The following is a 26064-nucleotide window of genomic DNA, read 5'->3' as shown; positions in this document are numbered from 1 at the left end:
AATTTTGGGAGAGTCTACGCACAGAGGTTAGGTCGCCCCGCGAGACCCTCTGCGTCTCTGTGCCTCTGTGGCCATCAGTTCAGATCATAGAACTTCCACGAAGCCCGATATGTCCGCGTCAACGGCGTGCCAAGGAGCCGAGCCCGAACCATCTCAACAGGCATCCGCCCCCCGTGCAGAATCGCATCGTGGAACTCGCGATTCGTCATGCGCCCAGACTGCACCAACTCCCGGTGCAGCGCACGGAACTGGAGCCCGCCAAGCATGTACGCCGCCTGATACATCGGCGAGTACGAGCCGTTGAACGAGCGCCGCACCTCCGCCTCGGCGTTCGCACGCTCGTGCCCCACGCGGTCCACCAGGAAGTCCACCGCCTCCTGCGGCGTCATCTCGCCAAGATGCACCTTGAGCGAAAAGATGATCCGCGCCGCGCGGTGCGAGCGCCAAAAGAGCATCCCCATCTTGTCTTCCGGCGTGCGCGGGAAGTCCAGGTCCCAGAGCAGCATCTCCCACCACAGCGCCCAACCCTCGCCCCAGAACGGCGTGCTGAACGCGCCACGGTGCGAGTTGTAGCGCTGCGTCATGAAGCCCTGCAGGTGATGGCCTGGGATCAGCTCGTGGTGCACCGTCGCGAGGGAGAAGTGCGGGTTGTTGCCGCGCATCGCCATCAGCTTGTCGTCGTGCTGCATGCTGTCAGTCGGATACGCGACCTGAATGATCTCGCCACCGAGGAAGAACGGCGACACCAACTGCTGGCGCGGCGGCATCATCTCCATGCGCCAGACTTCGTCGGCCAGCGGCGGCACCGTGACCAGGTCGCGGTCCGTGACGAACTTCACTGAGTAGCGCGCCAGGTCGCGCACCATCTCCGGCTGGTCACCCGGCGGCACGTAGGCCTGCTTCACCTTCTCCAGCGCCGCGCGCCAGTCGTCGCCGAAGCCCATCGCGCGCGAGGCCTTCTTCTGCTCCGCCTCAATCCACGCAAACTCCTGCTCGGCGATCTTGATGATCTCCTCGGGCGTGTAGGCAATCATCTCGAAGCCAAGGTCGGCGATGATGCCAGGCCGACCGATCGGGTCACCGATGATCGGCTCCTCCTCGCCCTGCTTCTGCCCGACAATCACCTCGCGGATGGCGCGCGTGTAGGCCGTCATCCCGTCAGTGACACGACGATACGGGTCCGCCGTCCACCACGAGAACTCCGGGTCGTAGCCCGAGGTGAAGCGGTGCCAGTTGCGCAGCGTGCCAGAGAGCTCGCCGAGGTAGGCAATCGTGCGCAGACCGACGATGCGCTCGGGACGCGTGATCTGTGCGGACTGCGGCTGCCGCGCGCGCACGGCCTTGGTGAGGCTGTCGATCTGCTTGGCCATGTCGGCCAGCGCGCGAGCGGTGCTCTGGCCGTCCGGGCGCTCGAAGCGGCGGCGCGCCTCCTCGAATCCCGTGATGGTCGCGGCAAACGGCGTGTACTGTCGCATCTCACCGGCGAGGCGCGTGTCGCGGTCAAGCTGGTCCAGTTCCTGCCGAATGCGATTGTCGAGCAGGACGTAGTCGATCTTGCCTTCCTGGCTCAGGCGGTCGAAGTCCACCTTGGCCAGTCGGGCGCGCCAGTCCGCGTAGAACGCCCGCAGGCGGGCGGCGCGGTCCGGGGAGTAGTCCACCGTCCAGCGGCGCTGGAGCGCGGCGCGGTCGGACATCATGATGGCGACGCTGTCGCGCAGTTCGCTCTGGGCGGTGGCGCTGGGTCCGGAGACCCGCGCAGGCGCGGCTTGGGCGGCGCGGCGCTGGGCCGCGCCACTTGAGGGAAGCAGAAGCACGATCGCGGCCGCGAAGCCGAGCGACGAAAACAGCTGCGTGATTGGCAGATGACGGCGAGACACTGGACCGAAACTCCTGAGCGAGGGGACTGACGGCCCCGAAGTTCGCTCAGGGCAGCCGTGCCCACCAGTAGCCGTCCTGCTCGCCGGCATCGCCTTCCCGTGCGATGAGCACCCTGCCCCGCGTACCGCCGATGATCGCGTCGCTGGCCGCGAGCCAGACGCGCACGCGAGGCTTGAGCTCCGCGTCGAACACCAACCACTCGACGCTGTCGCCTTGAACTCTAGGCGTCTGGCCCAGCCAAAGCTCGCCGTCGGCCGTGCGCTGCATCCGCATCACCGCGGGATGCCGGTCGGGGCGCCGAGCGAGCTGCCGCTCGATTGCCTCGCGCATGGCGGACGGAGCACCAGACGGCATCATCCGCTCGCGGAACCGACGCACGTCCGCCTCTTCCACCTTTCGCCCAGCAACCGCGAACCCGGCCACCCGATCGCGTCGACCCGTCGAGTCGAATCGCTCCACGGACAGCGTCTGCGCCCGCGCGAGGTAGACCACACCGCCCGTCGCCACCCAAAAGAGCGCGTGCGCTGCAAAGATCGGAGGCGCCTCGATCATCGCGCCGAGACCGAATACCGGCAGCCGAAGCTCCAGCGAATGCCGGACTTCGGCGTCGCCGTCTGGCGCGAGCCAGAACAGCTGGATCCGTGCGCTGTCAGCGGCAGTGCCTTTTGCTTCCGGAGCGGTCGCCCCAAGCAGGTGCATGCGGCCGTCCGCGATGTTGCCGATCGAGCCCACCTGCGCCATCGCCGGAGGCAATGAGATGCGCGCCGTCTGCAGGCTCGCACCGGTGGACGAGTAGCGGAGCATCCGCCGCGCGAAGGGGTCGACCAGCAGCAGGTCGCCATTCGCGTCGAACGCCTGCGCGAACGGGCTGCGGTACTCGCCCGGCCCCGTCCCCCGGCGCCCAATGGGAATCAGCTCGCGCGTCGCGGCCGGCACGAGCACCACCGGCGGGAGGTCGGGAGAACTCACACCGACGATCGCGTCGCCATTGGAGTTGACCGCACCGTGAGGCTCTGGCGGCAGCGCGCAACGCGCTTGGTCATGGCAGAGCGGCGACTCGTAGACCGGCTGCACGCGCGGCAGCGATTCGTAAGCGGAAGGACGCTCCAACTCACCAGCACCAGCATCGCTGACGGGCTCGCTGGAGCAGGCGGCGGCAAGAACGACCTGCAACGCCGCCGAAACGAAGAGACGTGTTGAGATATGCATAGGTGCGCGCTACGGTCTGACCGAAGCCGCACCCGCACAAGACCGAATCTCAATTCCTCATTCGGCCTTCACCATTCCTTCATCTCTGCCGCACGTACCGCTTCAACGCCCTAGGCCCAACCTCGGCCCCATAGATCACACCATTCCGGTCCACCGCCACACCTTCCGCGGCCGACGTCCCACGCGTCTGCTCCACCGGGTCCGGAATGAACCCCGTCACCTCACCCGTCCGCGCATTCCCAATCCGAATCCCGCGCTTCCACTCGGGTCGCGAAGGATCAATGGACCCAGACTCCGAATCCGCCGCATAGAGCACGTCGTTCGCATCGATGAACAACCCGCTGATGCGCGAAAACTGATACCAAGTGTCGAGGTGCTTCCCCTGCTGGTCATAGATCAGCAGGCGATTGTTGGAACGGTCCGCGATGAACACGCGCCCCTGCGAATCCATCGCCAGCGCGTGTGGTTGATCGAACTTGCCCAGCTCGCCACCGCGCGTTGAGCCCATCGTGAGCAGCAGCTTGCCTGTGCGGTCGAACTTGAGCACCCGTGCGTTCGCCTCCCCGCGCGAGCTGTGCCCCTCGGCCACCCAGATGTCGCCGTTGGGCGCGATCATCACCGCGTTGGGCTCCCAGAAGAAGCCGGGCTCGCGACCACCGCCCTTGGAGCCGAGCGTCATCAGCAGCTCGCCCGTGGGCGAGAACTTGAGGATTTGGTGTCCGTAGATCCGCGCGGAGTCGACGGCCTGCCCTGCCTCGGCGGCCTGCCGCAGCGCCGCACGATTGTCGCGCGCATCGGCGACCCAGATGTTGCCCTCGCGGTCGATCGTCATGCCGTGCGGCCAGGCAATCAATCCACGGCCAAACGAACGTACGAGGTTGCCGTTCGCGTCGAACTTGAGAATCGGATCCAGGTCCGAGCCCACGCAGAAGTTCGCGGCACAACGCTCGGCCACCCACACGCTCTCGCCGTCGGGATCGATCGCGACGGCGCTCGTGGAGCCCCAGGTGCGGCCGTCGGGCAGCTTGGCCCATCCTTCAATCGTGCGATACGCGTTTGGGCGATCGTTGACGGGTCTGTCGGGCGCGTTCGGCGTCATCTGCGCGCCGGCAATCGTCGGCAGCAACAGCACGATGCCAAGTGCGGTGCCACGTACGGACTTATGCATCATCATCGTCATCCCCTCGCCGCCCGGTGTTGTTCGCGTCATACCGCTCCGTCGGGAACTTGAACGCCTCCACCAGCTCCGCATCCACCTGCTGCCCTAACAGCCGCTTGGCCGCGAACTCCGCGACCAAGGGCGCGAACTTGAAGCCCTCGGCCTGCCCCAGCCCGACCACCCAGGCGTTCGAAGCTCCCGGCAGCCGGTCCACGATGAAGTTGCGATTGATGCTGCTTTCGTAGTGACACGAACGCGTCTCGAGGATCGGCGCCTCGGCAAGTGTCGGAAACACCTTCTCCAGCACGCGACGCGAGCCATCGATGCGGTCCTGCGAGGACCAGCGGATGCTTAGGTCCGGGTCCTGCAGCCGCGGGTCAGGCGCACTCTGCCGCGGAGGCGGAGGCGGCTCGTCCTCATCGTCCGCGCGCGGCGGACGCGGCGGCGCAAAGGCGCCACGTACGCGGAAGCCGCGGCTGTCCACAGGCAGCGCGCCCCAACCGGTCACACCGGGCACGTTCCAGCTCGGAATGTTCGGCACCGTGAAGCGCTCATCCGCCACTGGCGTGCCGAAGTAGCACACGTGTCCCAGCGGCGTGCGCGCGCGGTCACCAAGTTCCTGCGGGAAGACCTTGGGCAGCCAGGGCCCGCAGGCGAACACGTAGGCATCGGCCTGTAGCACCGTGCCATCGTCAAGCCGGACGCCATCCATCCGCTCCGAGTTCAGCGCGCCCGGTGTCACGCGGGCGATGCGCAACTCCACACCGGCATCCCGCGCTAGCGCCGCCGTGGCCTGCGTGGCCGCGCGTGAGCGCGCCACGCCTGCGTCCGGCTCATAGAGGATCACCGGATACGGCTCCGTGTTGATCTGCGGCCAGCGCTTGCGCGCTTCCTCGGGACTCACGCGCTCGTACTTGACCTTGAGTCCGTCCCAGAGCGCCGCCGAGCGCGTCACGAAGGGCTCTTCGCGCTCGCGCATCAACACGTCACCAGTCGTCATGAAGAACCGCGTGCCAAAGCGCTTGCCGTGCTCGGCGTCAAACGCGGCCCAGCGCGTGATGCTCTCACGCGCCCAGCGCACCCACAACTCCGCGGACGTCGAGCGGTCACCGTAGGTGGAGCGGATCCCGCGGGTCTCATCGCCCGAGGTGGCGCGGGAGTTCCCGGGCCCGTAGGCGTCGATCAGCGTGACCTTGGCACCGCCTCGGGCGAGGTTGAGGGCCGTCGTGGCGCCCCAGATCCCGGCGCCGACCACGATGATGTTGGACGAGGCACGGCTGCGCACGGCGGCAGGTGCCTGCCCCGCAGCCGCGTGTGGCGCGGCCAGCACGGCTCCCGCGCCCAGCCCGGCGATGCGAAGGAAGTCCCGGCGCGGCAGGCCCGCGGAGGTGGAGTCGTCAGCAGGTGGGGTCATCGATGCGTAGGGTGTGGACCGCGCGAATCTGCGCTCTCTCCGCTACGCACGCAAACCTCGTCCCGTTGCTTCCGCCCCGCGCGGCGGCGAGTTTCCTGTCCATCGATGCGCCTCCTTCTCGCCCTCGCCTTCGCAGTGGCTGCGCCCCTGGGTGCGCAGCAGCCCTCGACACAGTCCTTCACCGACTCGCAGGCCGTGCGCGGCCAGCGTTGGTACGAGGGCACCTGCATGCACTGCCACGCCACGAAGGACATGGCCTCGCCGGACTTCAAGGTCCGCTGGGGCGGCCGCACGGCGCTGGACCTCTACCTGCGCATCAGCAGCACGATGCCGCAGGACAGCCCCGGCAGCCTCAGCACCAGGGCCTACACCGACATCGTCGCGTATTTGATGCAGATCAACGGCATCGTGGCCGGCGTCCAGCCGCTCACCGCCGACACCACCGTGCTCGCCGCCGCGCGACTCGGCTTCAGTCCCACCTCCTCCGCCCCGAGATGACCATGCGCAACCGTTTGCTCGCCCTTCTCGCGCTCGCCGCGCTTCCCGCCGTCGTCGAGTCACAGGCGCGGGAGCCCATCGGCAACCCGTCGCGCACGCTCACGCCAGCCATCCGCGTCGGCAACATGGTCTACACGTCCGGCCAGCTCGGCATGCGCCGCGGCGCCGAGGACCAGAGCATCCAGGCGCAGACCCGCGCGGCGCTCGATAACATCAAGCGGATCCTGGAGCAGGCCGGCACGGACATGACCAACGTCGTGAAGTGCACGGTGTTCCTCGTCGAGGCCTCGGACTTCCAGGGCATGAACGAGGTCTACGCCGAGTTCTTCCCGAACTCCCCGCCAGCGCGCAGCACGGTGGTGATCAAGGCCTTGGTCGTGCCTGGCGCGAACGTCGAGATCGAGTGCCAGGCGGTGATGCCGCAGCGCTAGCTCACGAAGAACCGCGTGAACTCAGGCTGATTCTCCAGGAAGCTGGCCGGCGGCAAGCCGGCCAGTTCGCGGAAGTCGCGCACGAGATGGGCGTGATCGAAGTACCCGCATTCTGCCGCCACCCGTGCGAGCGAAGCGGGATCGGCGCGCCAGGCTGCGAAGACACGCTGGAATCGGACCATGCGGGCCAATCGCTTCGGCGAGATGCCCACGTCTCGCGCGAAGAGTCGCTGCATAGAGCGCGGTGTGGTACCGAGCGATTTCGCCAAGCCTGCGATGTCGGCCAAGCCGTGGCTTGTGCGAATGGCGCGCACGGCGTCGCGGACACGCCAGTCGGCGGCGCGACCGGCGGCCACGAGCGGCACAAGCGCTGCGTCCAGCACGGCCTTTCGCTGCGCCGGCGATTTCGCGTGCGTGAGTTCGCCCGCCACGACATCCAGCGCTCCGTTCGAGGCGCCCGCGAGGTCGATCCAGCTGTCCGTCAGCGCACTCAGGTCGGGCGCCAGCCACGTGGCTCCGTGCGCCTCGAGGCGCACGCCGACCAAGTCCGCCCGGCCGGTCCCACGCACCGCGAACGGCCCGGTGATCTGCCCCACGAGAAACCGTGAAGGCTGCTCCCGTTCCGCGCCGTCAGCACCCACCGCCACGAAGGGCGCCGCCAGACTGAAGATCAGCTCCGGCGACCCGTCCGGCAGCGCCGGGTCGGGCTCCGTCGGTCCCTCCGGGCCGGCCAGGAACCAGTAGCAGCGCACGACCTCCCGCAGCGCCGGGGCCGGCGCGAGCTCCGCGTAGTCCATCAGGGAATCTTGCCAAGCCCGTCGCAATCGTCCAAGGTGCCCGTGACAACGGCGCGCAGATTCGGGCGCTGGAATCCACCCATTCGAGGCCACCCGTATGTCGCGCTGCCGCGCAGGTATTGCCGCCCCGCTCGTCGCTCTCGCGCTTGTCGCGAGTCCCCAGACCACCAACGCACAGGCCTCGCCCACGGCACCCGCCGCGCAGGCCTCGCCGACCGCATCCGCCGCGCAATCGCCCCCCAGCGTCGCCCCGATGGCCTCGCAGGCCCGCATCGCCTCCCTCGGCTGGATCGCCGGCTGCTGGGAACTGCGCGCCGGCGCGCGCGTCGTCCACGAGCACTGGATGCCACCCCTCGGCGGCGCGATGCTCGCCGTCAACCGCACCGTCGTCCGCGACACGATCCGCGAGTGGGAGTTCCTCTCAATCACCGAGCGCGACGGGAAGCTCGTTTACACCGCCAAGCCCTCGCGCCAAGCCGAGACCAGCTTCACCTCTGAGTCGGTAAGCGACACCAGCGTGGCGTTCGCGAACCCGGCCCACGACTTCCCGCAACGCATCATCTACCGGCGCGTCGGCAGCGACTCTCTGGTGGCGCGCATCGAGGGCCCGCGCGGCGGACAGATGCGCGGCATCGACTTCCCGATGAGGCGCATCAACTGTCAGCAATAGAGTCGCAACAGTTCCGTGACCCTGCTGCGAGGCCTGCCGGTGCCTACATCCCGTCGAGGCAACGACGCAGCAGGTCGCCGACGCCAACCTGCGCCGCCCAGTGCTCCATCGTCGGTCGTCTCAACCGGTCACCCTGTGTGCGCACGATGGCGAGCACGTCGCGCCACTGGCGTTCCGATACCTCACCTCCACGCCGATACCACTCAAGCTTTCGCACCAACGTGTGTTCGGCCGTATCGACCCACACGGTCCTCGGCGGCTCGCCGACTTGGATCGGTTGGCGATCCTGGAGCCGAGCGAGGTCGAACGCGTCCGTTCCGGCAACGAAGAAGTCGACCTTGATGCCAGCACGGCGATGTACGGCGTTGAATGTGCCTCCCGCCGTCGCTGCGTCGCGCGCCACGTCAGGATCGACGTAGTAGTCGTCCTGCAGTGCGTGGACCAGCGCGTCGACGTCCGCCGGACGCAAGCCGACAACCAAGTCGACGTCCATCGTCGTCCTTGGCTCGCCGTACACCGCGCTCGCGAGCGAACCCGCCAGGAGGCTAGAAACGCCCAGTTGTTCTAGCCGCGCGCTGACATCAAGGGCGATGTCGACGACGCCCGGCAGCTTCTCACCTGTCACGCGGCGGAATCAGCAGCGACACGCGCAGCGAGCTCGTGCCCTAACCGTCGCAGCACTGATGCCCAGTGCACGTCGGCCGCTCCATACTCCGGGTGCTGCCGGCGCAATCCCGCACGCTCGAGATCCAGCACCGCAGACGTCGACGCGGCAACCTGCTCCAGCTTCTGCGCCGGAGTCATTGCTCGCCACGCCGCGTACTGCAACGCGGCAGCCGCCTGCGTGGTGTCCGGAGAAAGGGGTGACGCCATGCTTGAATCATAGCGCTCGCTGAACGGGAGGGTAGCGGTGTGCTGAGCCCCGCATCGCACGTCTCACCCGTCTCGGTTCATCGCAGGCGGACCGCTCAGCTAGCTCGCCGGCGGCACAACCTGCTCGGACATCGGCGCGGTGTAGGCTGCCGCATCTTCGTCAGTGCGAATGACGCGCGGAGTGAGAAAGAGGAACAGCTCCGTCTCAATGCTTTGCCGTGACGCCCGCCCGAACAACCCACCAAGCAACGGAATGGACGAGAGTATCGGCAACCCACCCTGCCGCGCCTCTCGCTGCCTGTCAGTCAGCCCGCCCAGCGCCACCGTCTGCCCGTCGCGCACCAACAGCTGCGTGCGCACGGATCGCGTAGCAATCACGGGAGCATTAAAGGCAAGCTCGGACGTCGCCGTCGACACCTCCTGCGTCACCTCAAGCTGCACCGATCCGTCCTGACTGATCGTCGGCGTGACGATGAGCTTGGTCCCGACATCCTTGTACTGCACCACCTGATCGCGTGTGGCGCCGTCCGTTGGCAGCGCTCGGCTGACCTGCACGAACGGCCGCTGACTGCCCACCACAATCTCTGCGCTCTGATTGTTTGTGGCGAGCACCACGGGCCGCGTGAGGATGCGCACGTTCCCTCGCCCCGAGGCCAACCGAAGCGTGGCCGCGAGATCCAACCCGCCGACCCCCATCACGCGCAGCGCGAAGTCGCCGAGGCCCGCCTCGCCAAGCGCACCCTCGATTTGGGCGCCCGACTTCCCAATGTCCGTCGGCGACAACTCCGCCTCCACATTCACACCCACGGAGCGATCACGACGCACCTCGGCGATCAGCACCTCGATCATCACCTGCAGTGGCCGCACGTCCAAGGCAGTAACCACGCCTTGAATGAGCTCTCGGTCCGCCGGCGTCGCACGCACCAAGAGGCTGTTGGCCCGAGGATCCGCGACAATCACGAGCTCGCCAGACAACTGCCCGGACCTCGGCGGTCCCGTGGCGCTTGTTGCGGCGGCTGCCGCGCCAGCAGGAGGCACGAGGTTCCCCCTGAGTTCTTCCGAAAGGGTCGCCGTGCGGGCCAGGTCCGCCGTCGGGCCTCCGCCCCGTCCATAGAGGGCGTTGATTGTCGAGGCGACATCACCAGCGCGCGCGTGCTGCAGTGAGATGACGTACAGCTGCTGCTCAGATGAACCCTGCGCGGCAGAGCTTCTGGCAGCAGCCGGCGGAAGTGTTGCCGGCGCCTGCGACGACACTCGATAGAGCTGAGCGACCGTATCGACTTCAAGCGAGAACCCATTGGACTGCAACACGCCGCGCAGCAGCCGTTCCACATCCGCCTTGGGAATGGGCCGCGGCGTTTCAAGCGTGATGGTTGGGCCAGCAGGGCCAGCAATCACCACGGGCCGATCCAAGTACGGGCTGAGCACCTCCACCACATTCCGCAACGAAACATCTCGAAGGCGGATGCTCAGGCTGTCCGACCCGACTGGGTCGACTTGCTGCGCAAGCGTTGCGCGGCTGCCGAGAACGATCAGAAGCGCGGAGACCAGCAGATTCACACTTCGACTCATCTCGGACGCTCTTGTTCAATGACCAAGGTCCAGGCCGAGTCACCAGCCTCGACTCGAACTCCGACGGCGCTGATTGCCAGAATTCGCAACTCGCCGAACCGCTCGCCTGAACGCACAGAGCGATCTCCGGACACGCCAGGCAGCCCAGCAACGATTGCGAGCCACGGCGGACCGCCGACAAGGCCCTTGAGACGCAACTCATAGGTCGGACGCGGGATTGCATCCGCGAGCACAGTCTCAGGCATCGGCTCTGAACGAGGTGCCATGCGACCATCCACTCGGAAAGGATTGCGCCCGAGCACCGTGCGCGCGCGCGGTGCCACCTCGACGGCGGCACCTTCCACGCCCGTGGAGTCGACAGCTCGCGGGGGCCGCGCAGCCGACGCCGCAGACGAGTCGCGCCAGAATGCCGCAGCAGCGGCGGGCAACGCCACGAACAAGGCCAAAAGCGGCAGCGCCGAGCCAACCCTCACGAGCGCATCTCCGCATCGTGAATCGCCCCAAACACGACCACTCGCAGCGCAGCCGTCAGACTCTCCCGTTCCGTCGGCCCCACGTCGGTAGTGCGAACGCGAATCTCCATCCGCTCCACGACGCTCAACCGCGGCCCAGCAGCAAGCTCATCGACAAGCCGCAACAACTCCGCACCGGCGCTGCTGACATTCAATTCTATCTCGACGCGCGTGCCCGCACCGGCCCAGGTGGAGTCCACCGACGGATCGACGCTGTGCACCGTGACGCCCACTGCCGCAGCGACGCCTGCCACGTATCGCGCAGCCGCCGCCAACAGCTCTGTTGATGTGCTCGCCTCGAACGCGGCGGCGGCAAGCTCTCCGCGCGCTTCCTCACTCAATGCGGACACCATTTGCGCGGCTTCCAGCGTAGCAACCGCCTCACGCCCGATCGCGCTCGCCTGGGACAACAGCAGTGACTCCCGCTCGCGCGACGCTGCCTCGGCGCGACGCAGCGCAGGCAGGCCCTTGGCCAGGACCACAAGCGTCCCGATCGCAGCAAAGCCAAAGCGAAGCGCGCGCCAGTCGCGAGCCGTCACCCTCATCGTGCGACTCGGTCGATTGAGGTGAGCCTGGCCGTGCCCCACGCCACACGGACCCTGTCGCGCTGCTGGCCGTTCGCCGTCTCTCGCGAGATGCTGCCGTCGAGCGTCAAGCCAGCAAGCGCCGGATCTGCAGCGAGCGCGCCGACCACATCGGCGCCGTCAACGCCCACGACCTCCGCGCGGCCGCTTCCACCGCGCCATTCGAACCACACCACGGCGCTCGAGTCGGGCATCGATCGCGACAGGGCAGCCAGCACGTCCAGCACCTGCCCTCGCGCCGCGCCGGCCTCAGCCAGGGTCGTAAGCATCGGTGCCTCAGCAGCCAGCGCAGACACCCGAGACACGGCGGTGGCGCGTGCCTCGCGCGCCCGCGACACCATCGCCGCAGCCTCTCGCTCAGCGCGAGTCGCACTTAGCAACGGGGCAAACGCAATCACCGCAGCCACCAGCCCGGCCCCAAGCATCGCCCGCGCCCGCGTCGCCTTGCGCGCGCGGGCGGCCCGCTCCGCACCCAAGACGTCCACAAGACGCTGCGAGCCGGGCCCGAGACGGGCCGCGTGCTCCGCGGCCAGCGCGAGCGTATCGAAGCCAACGAATGGCGCGATGCCCGCGAAGTCGCAGCGCCTCGCGGCCGCTGCCTCTTCAAACACGGCGGCGAGCTCGCGATCCGCCACGACGCCGTACCACGACTCTCCGTCCTTCCAGACGGACCCGGGCACCAGGCTGCCACGCTGGCCGATGAAGAACGAGGTCGGCTCGGAGGCAAACTCCCCAACCACCTCGCGCTCGGTCGCGTTCGGCGACACTCCGAACAGCTCCCCGAACCGAACCAGATCGTTCCCTGCGACGGCTCCGAGCATCACTCGCTTCGACTTTGCGCCGAGCAGGTCAAGCAAGCGCCCCACAGGACCTGACAGCGGCTCTCCTTCCTGCAGTCGCTCCGACACCACAAGCGGCTCGGCACGCTTTCGAAGCCGCACCGCCACGATCTCCTCGCCCTCCAGGGCGATGCCCACCCGAACCGGACTCATCGCAGACGCTCCGCGCGCAAGACAACCTCATCCCTCGTGCGCACCCAATGATGCTCCACGCGCACCAGCAGTCCGTCCTCAGCGCGGACCTGAGCAATCACACGCCAAAAGGCCGGCGTCAATGTCAGGCGAGTGGACAGCGCTGGAAGTGCCGCCAGCAAGCGGTTCGCCAGCGCGCTGTCCGGCGACCAGAAGAGATCGTTGATGGCGCGAGCCTCACCTGCCCTGCCGCGCACCCGGAGAAGGTGCGCGAGTACGACCGGATCCTCTCCCGCGATCGCGCTGATGACTTCAACGGGCGCCTCCAGCATCGAGACAGCCTCGTCCTCAAAGGCCACCAGAGGTCGGAGTTCCTCGAACCGTTCGAACCCTCGCACCTGCTCGAGCTCCGGCCACGAACGCAGCGCCCTATTCCTCGGCTCCAGCCGGCCGTGCTCGCGATACCAGGCGCGCTCGGCACCACCAGCGCGCTGGACGTCCTCCACGTCTCGCCAGTCCAGCAGGGCGGCGGCGCGAGCCTCGGCCAGCCCCTCACCGCCCACGACACCGAGCAGTCGCCGGAGCTCAAGCGAGTCCAGAGAGTTGATGTTGACGCGCATCCCAGACGGCTCAACCGAAACCAGGCACGGATGTGGTGGTGTTGATACCTCACCAAGCGCGCGGCCAACCCCGCGCCACAGCAGGTCTCGCTCGAAACCATCCGGGGCGCGCTCGAGGATCCGCTGCGCTTCCGCGCGTACAACAGCCAGGCAACCGCGCGCCTGCCACTGCGCACGCAGCTTCGATACACGGTTGGCCGCGGCCGTTGTGCTGGTCTTCGCCTCAGCCGAAAGCGCGAAGGCGGCGATTGAGAGCACCGCGACGCTGAACAGCACCGTCGGCAGCACGAAGCCGCGACGGATGGCACGAGCGCCCCTCACCTGGCACCGACCCAGAAGACTGCCGTATCCCGCTCAGCGGCAATACCGATAGCAAGCGGCAATCGAGTGGGCACCTCCCACTGCGACTGCCAATCGTAGGCGCCGTCTACCCGATCAAGAAAGAGCAATCGCTGCGCCCCGCCGCGACCGCGAAGCCTTACGGGAGCCGCATCCGTCCATCCAAGCGTGACTTCACCCAACGCCGAGACCCGCAGCGAGACAGAGCACCGCCAGGTACCGCTGCCTAGTACCGGGCAGCGCGACTCGAACTGGAGCTCACGCGCACTTCCTGTGAGCGGACGCGCGACATTGGGCCCGACGTGCATCCACAGCAGCTCGCGAAGCAGGTCGTCGGCCAGCCGCCCGTCCTCAGTCGCCAACATCTCACTCTCCACGCGCACCGACGCGTCAACCACACTTCGCGCAGCGGCACCGGCAGCGCTGAGCACCAGGCCAGAGACTGCTAGTGCGACCAGCAGTTCGACTAGGGTGACGCCTTTGCGATCAGCGCGCACTAGCGCCACCTTCGCGCCTGAGCACGACAGTCTCGAGCAATGCAGTACCATCGACTGCGACGATCTCGATGCGATACAGACCTCCGCCCAGTTGCGACACGGCAACCAGCTCGCCAGCCACACGGCGCCGCCCGACCTGCGCCTGCAGTTCCTGCGCGGTCGTGCGCGCCATCGCCTCAATCAGGCGCTCACGACTGCGCCACCGCGCCTCGGCCTCAAAGGCCCGGCGAGCGGACGCGGCAACGTCGACAGTCATCGTTAGAACGGACGTCGCTGCGATGCCGAGTACCGCCACGGCAACGATGACTTCCAGCAGGGCGATCCCTGACCGTCGCGAAGGGGTCCGCGAGCTCAACGTCGCCCTCCTATGACGGACACACCGCCGGAGTCCCTCAAGCTGAGACCCGTCGGCTCCACCAGCCTGAGTGTTGGTGCGCCGCGCGTGCTGTCTAACGCTGTCACCGCAGTGCGATCCCCAACGGAACGCTCCCGTTGCCTGTCCATCAGCGTCGTGGCGTCTCCCGGGTCCAAGGCCGTCAGATTGACTACCGTCAGTAGCACCCCGAGCACGACCAGCACGACGAGTAGCTCTACGAGCGTACTCCCCCTGCGCCTGCGAGCGGTCCTCACGGCCGCACCGCATACACGGCCTGAAGCATCGCGGCGGCGACCACCGCAACCACAAGCGCCAGGCCGACGATCAACAGTGGCTCGATCAGCCGGACGGTGGTGCGAGTCAATCGCTCCGCGCGCGCGCGCTCGAGCTTGGCTGCGAACTCCAGCATGCGCGGCAATCGACCACTCTCCTCCCCTGCAGCCACCAGGCGCACCGCAACCTCGCTCAGCGCTCCAGTCTGCTCCAGCGCGACGGCGAGCTTGTCGCCGGCGTCCATTCGCCGACGACTCTCCTCGACTCTCGCTTGCAGCTCGCTGTCGCCGAGCGTGCTTTGCGCATCCCGAAGCGCGGAACGAAGCGTCGCCCCACTCTCGAGGAGCGCGCCGAGCGCAGAGGCGAAGCGCGCAGTCGCGGACGCCTCTCGCACGCGGCCCAGGAGAGGAACAGCAAGCAGATTCCGTTCGATGGTGCGTCGCGTCGAGGAGTCCGACATGGCCCGCTGAAGCAGCAGAGCGACGCCAACCAGTACGAGGCTCGCTGGAAGCGCCCCTACACGGAGCACCGCGGCCGCACTCAGTACCGCAGCCGTCAGAGGCGGGAGCGTCCCCCCGACTCCTTCCAGCGTCGCGGCAAACCGAGGCATCACGATGCCCGTCATCATCCCGAGCGCGGCAAGCCCTACCGTGACGACGACCGCCGGGTACGCCAGCGCTGCCCGAATCGACGCACGCGTCTCAGCAGCCGCTTCCGAAAACTCCGCTGCCCGGCGGAGCGCGGCGCTCAGCCCGCTCCCCGCATCGCCGGTCTGCAGCAATCCAATCACGATTCCCGGCAGCACCAGACCGCAGTCCCGTAGCGCACCGGCCAAGCCTTTCCCTTCGCGGATGCCGGCCTCAATCCGCGGCACCGCTGGACGCCACACGCGAGGTGCGACACTCCCGAACGTGCGGAGCGCCGACCCGAGCGGGAGACCGCTCTCGACCAAGTCGGCAATGATGCGTAGTCCAATCGCCAGATCCTCGTCGCTCGGCTTCACCGTCTGATCAACGTCCAGCTGCGAGATCGTCACGGGTTGACCCGCCCACCCCACGAGGTCACGTCCGCGTCCTCGCCGGCGCCATCGGGGCGCTGGTCTCGACCCAATGAGTACAACTCGTAGCCGTCCGGCCCGCTTTGCGACGGACTGCGGTACACCCACGCAGCACCCCAAGGGTCCGCGGGCACCGCCTGTCGCAGGTATGGACCCCGCCAGAGCGCGGCCGCACGCGCATCGATTGGGGCGACGCGAAGGACTGCGAGTCCCTCGTCCGTCGTCGGGTATTTGCCGACGTCAATTCTGTACGCATCCAGCGCCAGCGCGAAGATCTCCAGCTGGGCGCGCGCGGCCGTGGACTTCGCCCGTCCGACGTTGCTGAACAGCGCCGGCGCCACAACGCCCGCTAGCGTGGCGATAATCGCGATGACCACGAGCAGCTCGATCAGCGTGAACCCGCGGCGCGACCGCCTACGATCCGATGACACGGTCCAACTCCGCTGTTGTCGTTTGACCGAGCGAACAGAGCTCGGCGCCGTGGTCGCGCATTCGGAGATAGCCGTTCGCGACTGCGAGACGCTCGATGGTCGCAGTGTCGGCGCCGAGCGCCATCGCCTCGCGAAGGCCAGAGTTCACCGAAATCGCCTCGAAGACACCCGTGCGCCCCTTGAAGCCCGAACCACGGCACGACGAACACGGTTCTTCCGCCTTCTGCGATCGGGTTCTGCCCGCACAGGTCGAGCACACCCTCCGCACAAGTCGCTGCGCGACGATGAGCTCAAGCGTCGACGCAATCAGGTACCGCGGAACTCCAAGATCCGCGAGCCGATCGATTGCCCCGAGCGCGTCGTTCGTGTGTAGCGTTGAAAGGACTAGATGGCCCGTCATCGCCGCCTGCACGGCAACCTCCGCCGTCTCGCGATCGCGCATCTCACCGATCATCACAACGTCTGGATCCTGGCGAAGGATCGTCCGGAGGACTGCCGCGAAGGTCATTCCTGTCTGGCGGTGCACCGGTACCTGCGTAACACGTGGCAGGTCGTACTCGACGGGGTCTTCGACGGTGATGAGCTTCTCGGCGCCCGCGGAACGGAGTTGCATCGCGGCGTACAGCGTCGTCGTCTTGCCGCTTCCGGTGGGGCCCGTCACGAGTACCAAGCCGTGGGGCCTCATGGCACTCTGGGCCATCGACGTCCTCACCGAGTTCGGCATCCCGAGCGCTGCCAGGTCCACCGGGCGTCCGCCGGCGTCCAGAAACCGAAGAACCACGCTTTCGCCGTGGATAGTTGGCACGCTTGAGACGCGCACATCCAGGTCACGGTCTGCAAGCCGAACGCGCATCCGACCGTCCTGTGGCCTGCGCCGCTCGGTGACGTCGAGTGAGGCCATCGCCTTCAGGCGTGACACGACCGCGAAGTGCAGGGCTCGCGGAGCCGGCAGCGCCTCTCGGAGCACGCCGTCAATTCGATAGCGGGCCACGAGCCCTTCTCGAGAGGCCTCAAGATGTACATCGCTGGCAGCGAGGTCGTAAGCGTCGCGAAGCAAGAGGTTCACGTAGCGGGCGACGGGCGGTTGGTTCGCCAGCTCACGGAGGTCCTCGAGCGATAGCTCGTCTCCATCATCGTCGGAAACTGCCCCGAGCGGCTCCCGGGCCGTCGAGAGGCGCTCGATGAGCTGATCGAGCTCGGAATCCGAGAGCGCCTCGGTTTCTGGACGCCGAGCCGCAAGGTCCGCAATTGCTTCGACGGCGGAGAGGCTGTATCGCTCCCCAACGGCAACTACGACCACATCATCGTCGTACCGGACAGGGCAGGCGCGCTGTCGAAGTAGATACTCGCGCGTCAGCCGCGGATCCAAGAGGGGGGGAGCGCCGGAAGTTGTCACGCCCTCGTCCTTGGCAAGGGCCATGCCTCCCCTACTCCAAGCGTAACCTCCGGACCCGCAACGGGTTGCGGCCGATGACGTCACGCCTCCAGGCTGCGACACGGCGATGTGCACTCGCGATATCGCATCGATTCAGCGTCGCGAAGGGGATCCAGCCGTCGGCACGCGACCCTGGTAGCCGGCCGAGGCTCTGCGGGAGAAGTGGCTCGCTGTCGACGAGAATAGTCCGAGACCACGAACAGCTGGATTTGGCGTTATACCGTTGTCGCCGACGCGGCAGCGAGTCGGTAGCTTCCCCAATCAGGTCTGCCCACGCAGCCGGACCCGATCGGGCTGGCGGGTGGGCTCAATCTCTATGGGTATGGGGACGGCGATCCGGTCAACAATGCCGATCCCTTTGGCCTCTGCACGCCGTTCCCCGAATGCCTGGCCCAAGCGCTTGCGAACTGGGGGGCCTCTCGCGGAGGCGCAGTCGGCGCGGTAGCGTTGAATGTCGGCGCCGGGCTGAATGCGACGTTCGAAGCGAGCGGCATGAACCTCGCTGGGCAGGCCGGCGCCGAGCTGCGACAAGGCAACGTCGCCGCGAGTGCCATGCACCTCGCGCTTGCGTTGCCCGGCGGCAACTCATTGAGAGGCGGACGCGCCGCTGTCCGGGCGGGGCTGTCTGGTCTTGGGCTCTCTGACGATGTGGCGCGCGGTGTGCGCGGAGTGCTGGGAAGTGGCTCGGGTGCCCAATGGGGTGTTCAAGCCCTCGACGGCGGCGGTGCTATGGTGCATCGCTTCGTGCCTGGCAACAACGAGGTGTCTGCGGCGCTCTACACCTACACCCTCGACGCGGCGGGGAAGGTTGTGGGGTCAGCGAAGCAGGTCTACGACAAGGCCGGCGCGGTCGCGAATACCGTGAAGACTTATAAGTGAGCTAGGGGAGAATGACAAAGCGCGACTTTGAGGCGGCAATCCGGGTGTTTCTGCGAGAGCTGAGTCCAACAGTGCTTTCCGCTGGAGAAGAGTCGTTCGCGCATCTCGAACTCCGGCGAGAGGTAAGGGAGGCACGACGTACCTTCGGGGACGCCGGCGCGTCTGACGCGTTGCTTCTTGCTTCGGCCGTAGGGCTGGTCGAGGAGTACGTCTCCTCTGATTGGGATCGCGTCGTGAAGATCGCGTTTGAAGCCTTCGAGAGTGACCGGCGTGCCTGAGCTCTGAGCGGCCGGATGGGGCACCTCTAGCCGGAGGTGGCCACGAGAAACGAGAGAACGGTACCGTTCTCCGAACCGTACGACCGCAGGTACCATTCGGAGTCCGCCCACGCAGCCGGACCCGATCGGGCTGGCGGGTGGGCTCAATCTGTATGGGTATGCGGGTGGGGATCCAATCAACTTCTCGGACCCGTTCGGACTGTGTCCGACATGTCCTGCCGTTGATCCAAACTCGACTTCCCGAACCGACGGCGCAGGTGAGTACGGATCCCCACGCGCGTGGAAGGGTTCCTCACACGCGGGAGAGGACCGTCAGGGTACGCTCGGAGATCCAGTTCACACCCCCGTGACCGGGACCGTCGTTGGGATGCGGCGCAGTCTGTGCGAAACCTGCGCGGGCGGAACCGGAGAGGAGATGGGAAACCAGATCACGGTGCAGTTCCTCAACGGACAGGGCGAGACCATGTATTGGAGAGGAGGGCACCTTGGCGCGGTCGATGGTGGACTCGTGGTGGGCAGTGTCGTGTTTGCCGGAGACCAGGTCGGCACTGTTGGAGCCTCGGGAAACGCGGCTCGCGCTGGGCCTGGAGGCACGCCTCTGCCGATGACGCATTCCGAGTATCGGCGAGACGCTGGCGCCGGGTTCTCGGGTAGCGTACCTCCGTCATCGGTGCGCCCGCCATTGCCTCACCACGACCCGAGGATTCCGTGAAGAAGCTTGCTGCTCTTGCCCTCATCGCTGCGACGAGCGGCGGCGTCCTTACGCTCGCCTGCCGGGGCGAGGACGAAAGGACGCAATCGCTGTCCGGTAACCGACCTGCACGAGGTGAGACACGCACTCGACCTCCACAAGCTGCGACATCCGTCGAATGGTTTCAGGTCACTGACACAGACAGCGCCGGTTTGCTTCGTCACTACGGTGATCGTATCGAGACCGTCGTACTGGTAGCCGGAAGTGAAACTTCATCCTCACTCGCGGTTCTGGTCCGAGCAGACTCCGGCGAGGCGCGGTCTCGGGTCGACCTGTGGATAGACGGCTTCAGTGTCGGCGACGCACCCACTGCCAGTTCCTCCGAGTCCGCGGGGTCGATTGGCGCGCTCGGCGTGTACTTCGGCGCCTTCGCGGGATTCAGCCACCCAGTCTTGCTGGTCGAGTTGCGCGATGAGTCGGAGACGGGGCAGCTTGCACTGTTCGTGGTCGGCCCCGAGCGACAAGTGAAGGAAGTATTTGCGAGCCGGATGAGGAGCGAAGTACAATCGTTCGAGGAGAGATCCAACCTGACGCTGTGTCGGAAGGCCGGCGTGCTTGCTGCGATTGCCACTCGGAGCACGTCCGCCCAGGGACTGGGTCCTCTTCAATGGTGGACTGCGCGGCGAGACTCGCTGGTGCGGAGCGGACCTCCCTTGGGCTGCCCGTAGGTGAGGTGACGCAGCTGGGCCTTCTCGGAGGAGCGCTGCTCGTCGCAGCGCGGCCGCCTGCTCCAACGCGGGTTGGGCCCTACTAGGACCGGAACTCGTACGCCGGCCCTGGCCGCGGTAACTTCTCTAATGGAGTCCGCCCACGCAGCCGGACCCGATCGGGCTGGCAGGCGGGCTCAATTTGTACGGGTATGGGGACGGCGATCCGGTCAACAACACGGATCCGTTTGGGCTGTCGGCCTGCTGCGTGACCTCAGCAACCTCCGCCGTGCTCGGACCCAAAATCGCAGAGGCCGCCACGTTTGCTTCGCTGAAGGCCAACTGGCCGGAGATCGAGTCGATGTGGAATGAGGGCGTACGGGATATCGGATCGCTAATGGTGGTCGCTGGCGGCATCGAGGCGCTTGCGACCTCAGCCCCCGCCGTGGCGGGGGTTAGCGTTGGCACTCCCGTGTATCGACTCTCTGGCGGAGGCTCGCAGCCAGTCGGGCGCTTCTGGAGCACGGCGAATCCGGTCAGCACACCGAACTTCGCGAGCGGCGCGGGGCTTCCGCTTGAGAACAGTATGACCACCTTGACGCGCGGATTTGTCGCCGAAGCCACCGGTGTTCGCCTCACCCGCGCGGCGCCTGGGGCCAGAGGGCCCGGTGGACTCCCGGAGGTTCAGGCACTCGATCCCAAGGCACAGATTCAAGTTCAGAGCATTACTCCGTTCAAGCCGCCCGAATAGATTGGCGAATGAACTCATTCAATTCAGATCCTCGCCAGCGACGAGAGCGCCGAGTCGAGTTCATACGGGAGCAATCGGGCCAGGCCGAGGACGACCTCAAGCAGCAGCTGTTGCCTGTGCTTCGCAGACACGGCGCTGTCGAGCGCGCATACCTTGCACAGGTAGGGTTCGCCCCGGGAAGTGCACTCGGCATCTCACTCTGCTTGGCACCCGCCTCAGCGCGGCAACGCGCCATTGTCGATGAGGTAGGAGTCGTGTTCTCGGGGTTGTTCGATGCGGGGCAGGACCTCGACGTGATGTTCATCTCCAAGGAACAGGAAGAGGATCTAGCGCGTGTGGCTGCTCCGTTCTATGAACGGCCGGGGACGAGGTAGCTGCTCAGAGCTCCAAGCGCCTCCACGCCAACAGATCCGCGCAGCCAAGCGCGCATCCATCGCGTCAAGAGGCGAAACGGCGCTGCACCTCGGCCATTGAGCAGGCGAACGTCGACGGGAGTCCCGAGGCTAGACTCGCGGCCCAGGCCCGCCCACGCAGCCGGACCCGATTGGGCTGGCGGGGGGGCTCAATCTCTACGGGTACGGGGACGGCGACGCCCTAAACAATTCGGACCCCTTCGGGCTCTGCGTTCTTTGGATCAAGTACTGTCCTCCGCGTGATGCGCACTATGCCCGAAACAAGAGAAATCTCGCTGCGACATTCGACGAAGTTGTCGCCGAGGGGTCTGGGTGGAGCAAGTCGAATTCGTTCGAAAGTGGCTATCACCGACAAGGTGTCGGGAACCGCGGAAACGAGAAGTACACTCACGAGAAGGGCTCAGAGCTCGTCTTCGATGAGAACCACGTACTTGTAACGGATGACGTTAACATGGGCACTTACAACTTTATCGTGCCATCGAAGGGGTTCTGGCGCGATCCGGTTCTCTGGGTGGCGAGTCGGATTGGGCATACAGCCGTTGACGTACTGCCCTACGTCCTGTGGGGCAACACGCCGAACGACAAGAGCAACCTGCAGGATCGCGCCTACGGTGCGCCTGCCTTTAACACGTGGATGGACGCGAACAGTTGGCTGATCAAGATGGCGGCCGCAGGAGTTCCTGTGTCCACCAAGAAATAGGAGGGATCGTGTTGACTCGCACAGCCGCGCCCACGATGGCCCGGCGGGCACTCGCCCTGCTCACGGTAGTGATTTGCGCCTCCTGCATCCCCATTCGGCTCACGACATACGCGTACTCCAAGGAATCTTCATCGTTTGTCGGCGAGAGCAGGGTCAGCTTTGAGCTGAAGCCTGAGCAACCGGCGGGTATCGCCCCGGCGCCCGGTCGATTTCGTGTGCATGTCTCGATCTACTCTGACAGCCTCAGGCAACTCGAACCGGCCTTGCTTCGGGTTCGGCTCTTGGGCGAGACCGATTCGGCGATAACCATCATTGATGAGCCGGCTCGGACCGCTTACGATCCGACGGGTCGTATCCTGAGTCTGATGCACCATTCGGTGTCTCTCAGTTACCAGCCGTACACCGTCGAAACGATCCTCGAGTTCACGACAAGCGGGCGGCGCGACACCTTGAACTTGTCGTGGCGTCAGACGCCGCAACGTCGCTACGAATGGTTCATGTGGCCGTGGCAGATGATCACGGACAGTTAGAGCTGTGGCCTAGCTGAGGGGGCAAGATTGGAGCGGATGGCTCCGTGCGCCTCATCCGTCAGCCAGAGTCGCGGTAGGTTCTCCGGCCGGGTCCGCCCACGCAGCCGGACCCGATTGGGCTGGCGGGTGGGCTCAATTTGTATGGGTATGGGGACGGCGATCCCGTGAACAACTCGGACCCGTTCGGGCTATGCACGCTGAAGGATTACTCGACTTGCCGCTTCATCACGCTTGGCGCCAGCTCTGGAACGGGCGTCAAGGGCGCATTCACACTTGGTCCCGCGAACGGCAAGATTGAAGCACTGAACGCGCAGGTCTCCAAGTCAGCGTCTCTGACGCCAGGAGGCTGGGGTGCGAACTCTCCCGAAGTCTCGTTCGCATTCGCGAAGGGCAGTCTGTCTGCTGGTCCAGTGGTGGGACGAGGACAGGTTGCGTGCGGCACCTCCATGGCGTCTGGCTGCGGAGCCACGGGTGGTGTCACCGTTGAGGGCGAGGGATTCTCCGCTTCCAGAGACTTGAATGTGGGTGTGTCGTTGAACGTCGGGCCGCTTGGCGGGTCGGTCAAGCTGCACGTTGGCGAGTCGTTGATCGCACTTGCCGGGGCCAGCCTTGATCTGCTCAAGGCGGGCCGTCAGCTCTGGGGAGGCGCCCGCAGCGGCGCTCCACCTGTTAGCGTAGGTACGTCGCAAGCCTCTTCAGGAGATCCATCACCATGAGAAGCGAAGACGGAAGAGCGGATGCCCTAGCACGTCGCACTCTCGCTGTGGGTGCTTGGACGACAGTGGCGCTCGTTTTCGCCTCGTTCGTTGCCTACGTCCCGCCCATCCAGCGCGGTCTCATCGCGGCGAACGGGAGTTCGATCGGAAGTGGCATTCTCGGGCTGGCGCTCGCGGCGGGCGCGGCCCTGATGATCGCGGGGTGGTGCGGTGCCGTTTGGCTAGCGCTCCATGAATCGCGGGAGAGAACCGTTCCAAAGCCCATCACCGTCCTCCTCTTGCTGGCCGGAAACGTCATTGCTGCCCTGGTCTACCATTTCCTTGTCTCGCGCAAGGCGCCCCTTGCACGCTGACGCACGGCCCCCGGACGGCCTGGAAGCGTAACTCCGGCAGGATCAGTCGGGCGGGAAGCCCGTGGTCGGCCAGCGCTCAGAGGGATGGGTGCGTCGGTGTACGGCTTGAAGATGTTGCATTGAGACGCGAGTGTAGAGTTGCGTGCTCGTCAGCAACGAGTGTCCGAGCAACGCCTGCAGGTCGCGGATGTCCGCGCCGGCTTCGTGCATCAGCGTCGCCACGCTGTGGCGGATGATGTGGCAACTCCCGCCTTTCGCCACGCCGGCGCGGCGAAGGCAGGCATGCATGCGCGCGGTCACGGTCTTCACGCCAACCCGACGTCCACGCCGTGAGAGGAATAGCGCCGGTTGCCGGACGTCTTTCAGCGCAATCAGCCGCGCGCGATCGATGTAGTGGCGTACCCACGCGGCAGCTCGGCGACCGAGCGGGACAATGCGACTGCGCCCACCCTTTCCGCGGCGAATTCGGACGAGGGCACGGTCCAAGTCGACGTCGCCCACGTCAAGCCCGGCCAGTTCGCCACGCCGCATCGCGGTGGCATGGAGCAGCTCGAGCATCGCCCGATCCCGAACACCTATCGCCGTCTGCGTTCGGATGCCGTTGAGCGCACGGTCAACCTCACTCGACGTCAAGACCATGGGAGGAGGGACGGTCGGCCGTGGTATCGGTGAGAGTGCTGCCGCGAGATTGCGATGGATCCGTCCCGTGCGCATCAACCATATAAGGAACCCGCGTGTAGTTCCGAGAATCCGAATGGTCGCGTCTACCGAGCGCAGCGGGTTGGGGCGGGTCGCCGCTGGCACGAGTGCGTCTTGGAAGGACTCCACGTGACGCGACGAAAGCGCGGCGACGGTGGTAACGCCGACTGCCGTGCAGTGTCGCCAAAAGTGTTCAAGCGCCCTGGCCCTGCGCTGGCACTCGGCAGGCGTGTGCCCGAGCGCGCCGAGGTGGCGTACATACGCGTTGAGGTGGACGACGAGCTCTTCGGTGGCGCCGGCCCACGACGCGCGGGGCAAAGGAGTCGAGTTGGGGTTCGGCGGAGTAGCAGACGCCAGGCGTGGGCGACGTCCTGCAAGAAGGTCCAGCACCTCGTTGTGGCCCGCGAGTTTGCGAAACGCTCGCAGCGAGCAGCCTTGGGGCAACTCCCGAACGTCGATGGCAATGCCCGCGAGGTCTGCTGCGACCCTCCACGCTTCAAGCGCTCGGAGTCCGGCCGCCGTCGCCGCGCAACACACGCACAATCGCCCGGCAGTCGAGAGCCTGAAGTAGTGCACGATGGCCTTGACCAGGTGCGCCGACTCCATCCGAGGGGCCATGAGTGAGAGAGATTGACAGCCCGCCGCGCGCAGCAATGCAGCGTCGAATGGATCGCTACACGCATACCACGTGGCGTTCGAGAGCGGACGCTCAAGTCCGTGGGCCATGCCTGGCAGGTCGGCACTCAGCTCGATGCCCCGCGGGTCGTCGACGGCGGCCATCGGTAGGGCGGCCAGCACGAGTACGCCTCGGCATGTGTCGCGCATTGGTGTCACGACGTGGCCGATGCGACGCTCTCTTCCGTCTTGTCCAATGAGCCCCGCATTCCGCCAAGCTCCACGCCAGAGCCGTGCTTGCGCGGGAGTCAGTGACCTGAGGAGAGTTCCCGCGGTGCGATCCACGAGCCCCAGCGTTGGTGGAATCTGGCCCGGGATTGCCAGGAGTCCTGCGGCTTGGAGCCGCTTCGAGACGCGCTCGCTGGCTCGCAAGCGGTCTGCATAGTGGTATAAGAGTGTCAGAACTCTGCGATCTGGCAGCTGGGGCACGCCAGTGGGACAACCTTTGCGGGGCGCGGGTTGCGTACTCGCTGCTCGGCGTCGCACCTGCGCACATTCGCTCGCCGCGGTGCGGAAGTCCTCCTACTGGCCCGGAAGGCACGCCCGTACGACTACGACGGACACCCTCTGCGATTCTCCAAGTTCAGCGAGCTGGTCGAGCGTCAGGACGGTACCGAGTTCGCCCAGCGCGCCTTCGAAGATGAAATCCGTTCCGCAGTAGCGACTGAGGTTCACGACCAACCCCGCGTCGGAGAACTGTGCCGTGGCTCCCTGGTACCGCGACATCGTGGTAGAAGTCGTTCCGACTCCGATGCCCTCGGCGGTCAAATGTCGTGAGGAGCGCAGGACGATGTCACGCACGCGACCGCCAAACGGCACGACCTCCACCGTGTCGCCGTTCACGGCTATTGCGATGAATCGGTCTAGGTCGCCGCCCCCGATGGCGGTGCGTTCTTCGTCGCGCAGAACGACGAACTCGGTGAGCAGCGAATCGATTACGAGGCCGACTCTGATGGCGCCAACGCGCTCCCGGCTGATGCCGGTGCTCTTGGCGCCTTCAGCAGGCGGCTCTCCAACGTCGCCTCCTGAGCATCCAGGCGAACCGATCGTGTAGGAGATCAGGAGACACATGGCGC

General features: G+C 66.3%; 28 protein-coding genes. 9 read left to right on the top strand and 19 right to left on the bottom strand.

The window, feature by feature from the left end:
• Positions 1 to 74 precede the first annotated feature (74 nt).
• The 4 genes from KF709_11365 to KF709_11350 all read right to left on the bottom strand — a co-directional run bounded on the left by KF709_11365 (position 75) and on the right by KF709_11350 (position 5660).
• Complete coding sequence (locus KF709_11365) at positions 75 to 1877, bottom strand: DUF885 domain-containing protein (protein MBX3175004.1); 1803 nt, start codon at positions 1875 to 1877, stop codon at positions 75 to 77.
• Between the two features lie 46 nt (positions 1878 to 1923).
• On the bottom strand, positions 1924 to 3087 hold the full coding sequence (locus KF709_11360) for a hypothetical protein (protein ID MBX3175003.1): 1164 nt from the start codon (positions 3085 to 3087) through the stop codon (positions 1924 to 1926).
• 79 nt (positions 3088 to 3166) lie between these two features.
• Positions 3167 to 4186, bottom strand: a complete 1020-nt coding sequence (locus KF709_11355; protein ID MBX3175002.1) for a hypothetical protein — start codon at positions 4184 to 4186, stop codon at positions 3167 to 3169.
• A gap of 61 nt (positions 4187 to 4247) precedes the next feature.
• Complete coding sequence (locus KF709_11350) at positions 4248 to 5660, bottom strand: FAD-binding oxidoreductase (GenBank protein ID MBX3175001.1); 1413 nt, start codon at positions 5658 to 5660, stop codon at positions 4248 to 4250.
• Between the two features lie 105 nt (positions 5661 to 5765).
• On the opposite strand from KF709_11350, the gene KF709_11345 reads away from it, so the two are divergent.
• Both KF709_11345 and KF709_11340 read left to right on the top strand, forming a co-directional pair.
• Entirely contained in the window at positions 5766 to 6158 is a 393-nt protein-coding gene (locus KF709_11345; GenBank protein ID MBX3175000.1) for a cytochrome c, read from the top strand.
• Positions 6159 to 6160: 2 nt separating this feature from the next.
• Positions 6161 to 6589: a RidA family protein gene (locus KF709_11340; protein MBX3174999.1), complete on the top strand. Its 429-nt coding sequence runs from the start codon at positions 6161 to 6163 to the stop codon at positions 6587 to 6589.
• Here KF709_11340 and KF709_11335 read toward each other — a convergent pair.
• The gene (locus KF709_11335; GenBank protein ID MBX3174998.1) at positions 6586 to 7386 is read right to left on the bottom strand and encodes an AraC family transcriptional regulator; all 801 of its coding nucleotides are present in this window, start codon (positions 7384 to 7386) and stop codon (positions 6586 to 6588) included. The two genes, KF709_11340 and KF709_11335, sit on opposite strands and share 4 nt — an antisense overlap.
• Positions 7387 to 7483: 97 nt before the next feature.
• Here KF709_11335 and KF709_11330 point away from each other — a divergent pair, with 97 nt between their 5' ends.
• Positions 7484 to 8056 (top strand): hypothetical protein, encoded by a 573-nt coding sequence (locus KF709_11330; GenBank protein MBX3174997.1) that lies wholly within the window; start codon positions 7484 to 7486, stop codon positions 8054 to 8056.
• A 43-nt stretch (positions 8057 to 8099) separates the two neighbouring features.
• Here the strand turns inward: KF709_11330 and KF709_11325 are convergent, their stop codons facing one another.
• The 12 genes from KF709_11325 to KF709_11270 all read right to left on the bottom strand — a co-directional run bounded on the left by KF709_11325 (position 8100) and on the right by KF709_11270 (position 17581).
• Positions 8100 to 8681 carry a hypothetical protein gene (locus tag KF709_11325; protein ID MBX3174996.1) on the bottom strand — a complete coding sequence of 194 codons (582 nt, stop codon included), beginning with the start codon at positions 8679 to 8681 and terminating at the stop codon, positions 8100 to 8102.
• On the bottom strand, positions 8678 to 8929 hold the full coding sequence (locus tag KF709_11320; GenBank protein ID MBX3174995.1) for a hypothetical protein: 252 nt from the start codon (positions 8927 to 8929) through the stop codon (positions 8678 to 8680). The genes KF709_11325 and KF709_11320 overlap by 4 nt, the downstream gene beginning before the upstream one ends.
• Positions 8930 to 9028: 99 nt before the next feature.
• Positions 9029 to 10357 (bottom strand): hypothetical protein, encoded by a 1329-nt coding sequence (locus tag KF709_11315; protein MBX3174994.1) that lies wholly within the window; start codon positions 10355 to 10357, stop codon positions 9029 to 9031.
• Positions 10358 to 10970: 613 nt separating this feature from the next.
• On the bottom strand, positions 10971 to 11558 hold the full coding sequence (locus tag KF709_11310; protein MBX3174993.1) for a hypothetical protein: 588 nt from the start codon (positions 11556 to 11558) through the stop codon (positions 10971 to 10973).
• Complete coding sequence (locus tag KF709_11305; GenBank protein ID MBX3174992.1) at positions 11555 to 12589, bottom strand: hypothetical protein; 1035 nt, start codon at positions 12587 to 12589, stop codon at positions 11555 to 11557. The genes KF709_11310 and KF709_11305 overlap by 4 nt, the downstream gene beginning before the upstream one ends.
• Positions 12586 to 13509 carry a general secretion pathway protein GspK gene (locus KF709_11300; GenBank protein ID MBX3174991.1) on the bottom strand — a complete coding sequence of 308 codons (924 nt, stop codon included), beginning with the start codon at positions 13507 to 13509 and terminating at the stop codon, positions 12586 to 12588. Before KF709_11300 ends, KF709_11305 begins: the two co-directional genes overlap by 4 nt.
• Positions 13506 to 14024, bottom strand: coding sequence for a type II secretion system protein (locus KF709_11295; protein MBX3174990.1), 519 nt, complete (start codon positions 14022 to 14024; stop codon positions 13506 to 13508). The genes KF709_11300 and KF709_11295 overlap by 4 nt, the downstream gene beginning before the upstream one ends.
• Positions 14014 to 14280, bottom strand: a complete 267-nt coding sequence (locus tag KF709_11290) for a hypothetical protein (GenBank protein MBX3174989.1) — start codon at positions 14278 to 14280, stop codon at positions 14014 to 14016. Before KF709_11290 ends, KF709_11295 begins: the two co-directional genes overlap by 11 nt.
• A 95-nt stretch (positions 14281 to 14375) precedes the next feature.
• Positions 14376 to 14654 carry a prepilin-type N-terminal cleavage/methylation domain-containing protein gene (locus KF709_11285; protein ID MBX3174988.1) on the bottom strand — a complete coding sequence of 93 codons (279 nt, stop codon included), beginning with the start codon at positions 14652 to 14654 and terminating at the stop codon, positions 14376 to 14378.
• Entirely contained in the window at positions 14651 to 15709 is a 1059-nt protein-coding gene (locus tag KF709_11280) for a type II secretion system F family protein (protein MBX3174987.1), read from the bottom strand. Before KF709_11280 ends, KF709_11285 begins: the two co-directional genes overlap by 4 nt.
• Positions 15706 to 16161, bottom strand: a complete 456-nt coding sequence (gene gspG, locus KF709_11275) for a type II secretion system major pseudopilin GspG (GenBank protein MBX3174986.1) — start codon at positions 16159 to 16161, stop codon at positions 15706 to 15708. The genes KF709_11280 and gspG overlap by 4 nt, the downstream gene beginning before the upstream one ends.
• Positions 16145 to 17581: a type II/IV secretion system protein gene (locus KF709_11270; GenBank protein ID MBX3174985.1), complete on the bottom strand. Its 1437-nt coding sequence runs from the start codon at positions 17579 to 17581 to the stop codon at positions 16145 to 16147. The genes gspG and KF709_11270 overlap by 17 nt, the downstream gene beginning before the upstream one ends.
• Before the next feature lie 507 nt (positions 17582 to 18088).
• On the opposite strand from KF709_11270, the gene KF709_11265 reads away from it, so the two are divergent.
• From KF709_11265 to KF709_11240, 6 genes are all read left to right on the top strand, one after another.
• Complete coding sequence (locus KF709_11265; GenBank protein ID MBX3174984.1) at positions 18089 to 18475, top strand: hypothetical protein; 387 nt, start codon at positions 18089 to 18091, stop codon at positions 18473 to 18475.
• Positions 18476 to 18486: 11 nt separating this feature from the next.
• Positions 18487 to 18753, top strand: coding sequence for a hypothetical protein (locus tag KF709_11260; protein MBX3174983.1), 267 nt, complete (start codon positions 18487 to 18489; stop codon positions 18751 to 18753).
• A 94-nt stretch (positions 18754 to 18847) separates the two neighbouring features.
• The gene (locus KF709_11255; protein MBX3174982.1) at positions 18848 to 19465 is read left to right on the top strand and encodes a hypothetical protein; all 618 of its coding nucleotides are present in this window, start codon (positions 18848 to 18850) and stop codon (positions 19463 to 19465) included.
• A gap of 2322 nt (positions 19466 to 21787) precedes the next feature.
• Positions 21788 to 22015 (top strand): hypothetical protein, encoded by a 228-nt coding sequence (locus KF709_11250; GenBank protein MBX3174981.1) that lies wholly within the window; start codon positions 21788 to 21790, stop codon positions 22013 to 22015.
• A gap of 8 nt (positions 22016 to 22023) precedes the next feature.
• Positions 22024 to 22545, top strand: coding sequence for a hypothetical protein (locus KF709_11245; protein ID MBX3174980.1), 522 nt, complete (start codon positions 22024 to 22026; stop codon positions 22543 to 22545).
• Between the two features lie 781 nt (positions 22546 to 23326).
• Positions 23327 to 23614: a hypothetical protein gene (locus KF709_11240; GenBank protein ID MBX3174979.1), complete on the top strand. Its 288-nt coding sequence runs from the start codon at positions 23327 to 23329 to the stop codon at positions 23612 to 23614.
• A gap of 42 nt (positions 23615 to 23656) precedes the next feature.
• Here KF709_11240 and KF709_11235 read toward each other — a convergent pair whose 3' ends face one another.
• Positions 23657 to 24253, bottom strand: a complete 597-nt coding sequence (locus tag KF709_11235) for a tyrosine-type recombinase/integrase (protein MBX3174978.1) — start codon at positions 24251 to 24253, stop codon at positions 23657 to 23659.
• Between the two features lie 1257 nt (positions 24254 to 25510).
• Complete coding sequence (locus tag KF709_11230) at positions 25511 to 26059, bottom strand: hypothetical protein (GenBank protein ID MBX3174977.1); 549 nt, start codon at positions 26057 to 26059, stop codon at positions 25511 to 25513.
• Between the last annotated feature and the right edge of the window lie 5 nt (positions 26060 to 26064).

The organism is Gemmatimonadaceae bacterium (assembly GCA_019637445.1).
Classification (GTDB): Bacteria; Gemmatimonadota; Gemmatimonadetes; order Gemmatimonadales; family Gemmatimonadaceae; genus Pseudogemmatithrix.
The sequence above is the reverse complement of the archived record's forward strand: the minus strand, read 5'-3'. Positions and strand labels throughout refer to the sequence as shown.

Bases quoted from the DNA above. Each gene is read 5' to 3' on its own strand.
- KF709_11330 (MBX3174997.1), top strand. From the start codon at position 7,484: ATGTCGCGCTGCCGCGCAGGTATTGCCGCCCCGCTCGTCGCTCTCGCG.
- KF709_11290 (MBX3174989.1), bottom strand. From the start codon at position 14,280: ATGACTGTCGACGTTGCCGCGTCCGCTCGCCGGGCCTTTGAGGCCGAG.
- KF709_11270 (MBX3174985.1), bottom strand. From the start codon at position 17,581: ATGGCCCTTGCCAAGGACGAGGGCGTGACAACTTCCGGCGCTCCCCCC.
- KF709_11350 (MBX3175001.1), bottom strand. From the start codon at position 5,660: ATGACCCCACCTGCTGACGACTCCACCTCCGCGGGCCTGCCGCGCCGG.
- KF709_11320 (MBX3174995.1), bottom strand. From the start codon at position 8,929: ATGGCGTCACCCCTTTCTCCGGACACCACGCAGGCGGCTGCCGCGTTG.
- KF709_11305 (MBX3174992.1), bottom strand. From the start codon at position 12,589: ATGAGTCCGGTTCGGGTGGGCATCGCCCTGGAGGGCGAGGAGATCGTG.
- KF709_11335 (MBX3174998.1), bottom strand. From the start codon at position 7,386: ATGGACTACGCGGAGCTCGCGCCGGCCCCGGCGCTGCGGGAGGTCGTG.
- KF709_11340 (MBX3174999.1), top strand. From the start codon at position 6,161: ATGCGCAACCGTTTGCTCGCCCTTCTCGCGCTCGCCGCGCTTCCCGCC.
- KF709_11310 (MBX3174993.1), bottom strand. From the start codon at position 11,558: ATGAGGGTGACGGCTCGCGACTGGCGCGCGCTTCGCTTTGGCTTTGCT.
- KF709_11360 (MBX3175003.1), bottom strand. From the start codon at position 3,087: ATGCATATCTCAACACGTCTCTTCGTTTCGGCGGCGTTGCAGGTCGTT.
- KF709_11260 (MBX3174983.1), top strand. From the start codon at position 18,487: ATGACAAAGCGCGACTTTGAGGCGGCAATCCGGGTGTTTCTGCGAGAG.
- KF709_11235 (MBX3174978.1), bottom strand. From the start codon at position 24,253: ATGGTCTTGACGTCGAGTGAGGTTGACCGTGCGCTCAACGGCATCCGA.
- KF709_11345 (MBX3175000.1), top strand. From the start codon at position 5,766: ATGCGCCTCCTTCTCGCCCTCGCCTTCGCAGTGGCTGCGCCCCTGGGT.
- KF709_11355 (MBX3175002.1), bottom strand. From the start codon at position 4,186: ATGACGCCGAACGCGCCCGACAGACCCGTCAACGATCGCCCAAACGCG.
- KF709_11265 (MBX3174984.1), top strand. From the start codon at position 18,089: ATGAACCTCGCTGGGCAGGCCGGCGCCGAGCTGCGACAAGGCAACGTC.
- KF709_11230 (MBX3174977.1), bottom strand. From the start codon at position 26,059: ATGTGTCTCCTGATCTCCTACACGATCGGTTCGCCTGGATGCTCAGGA.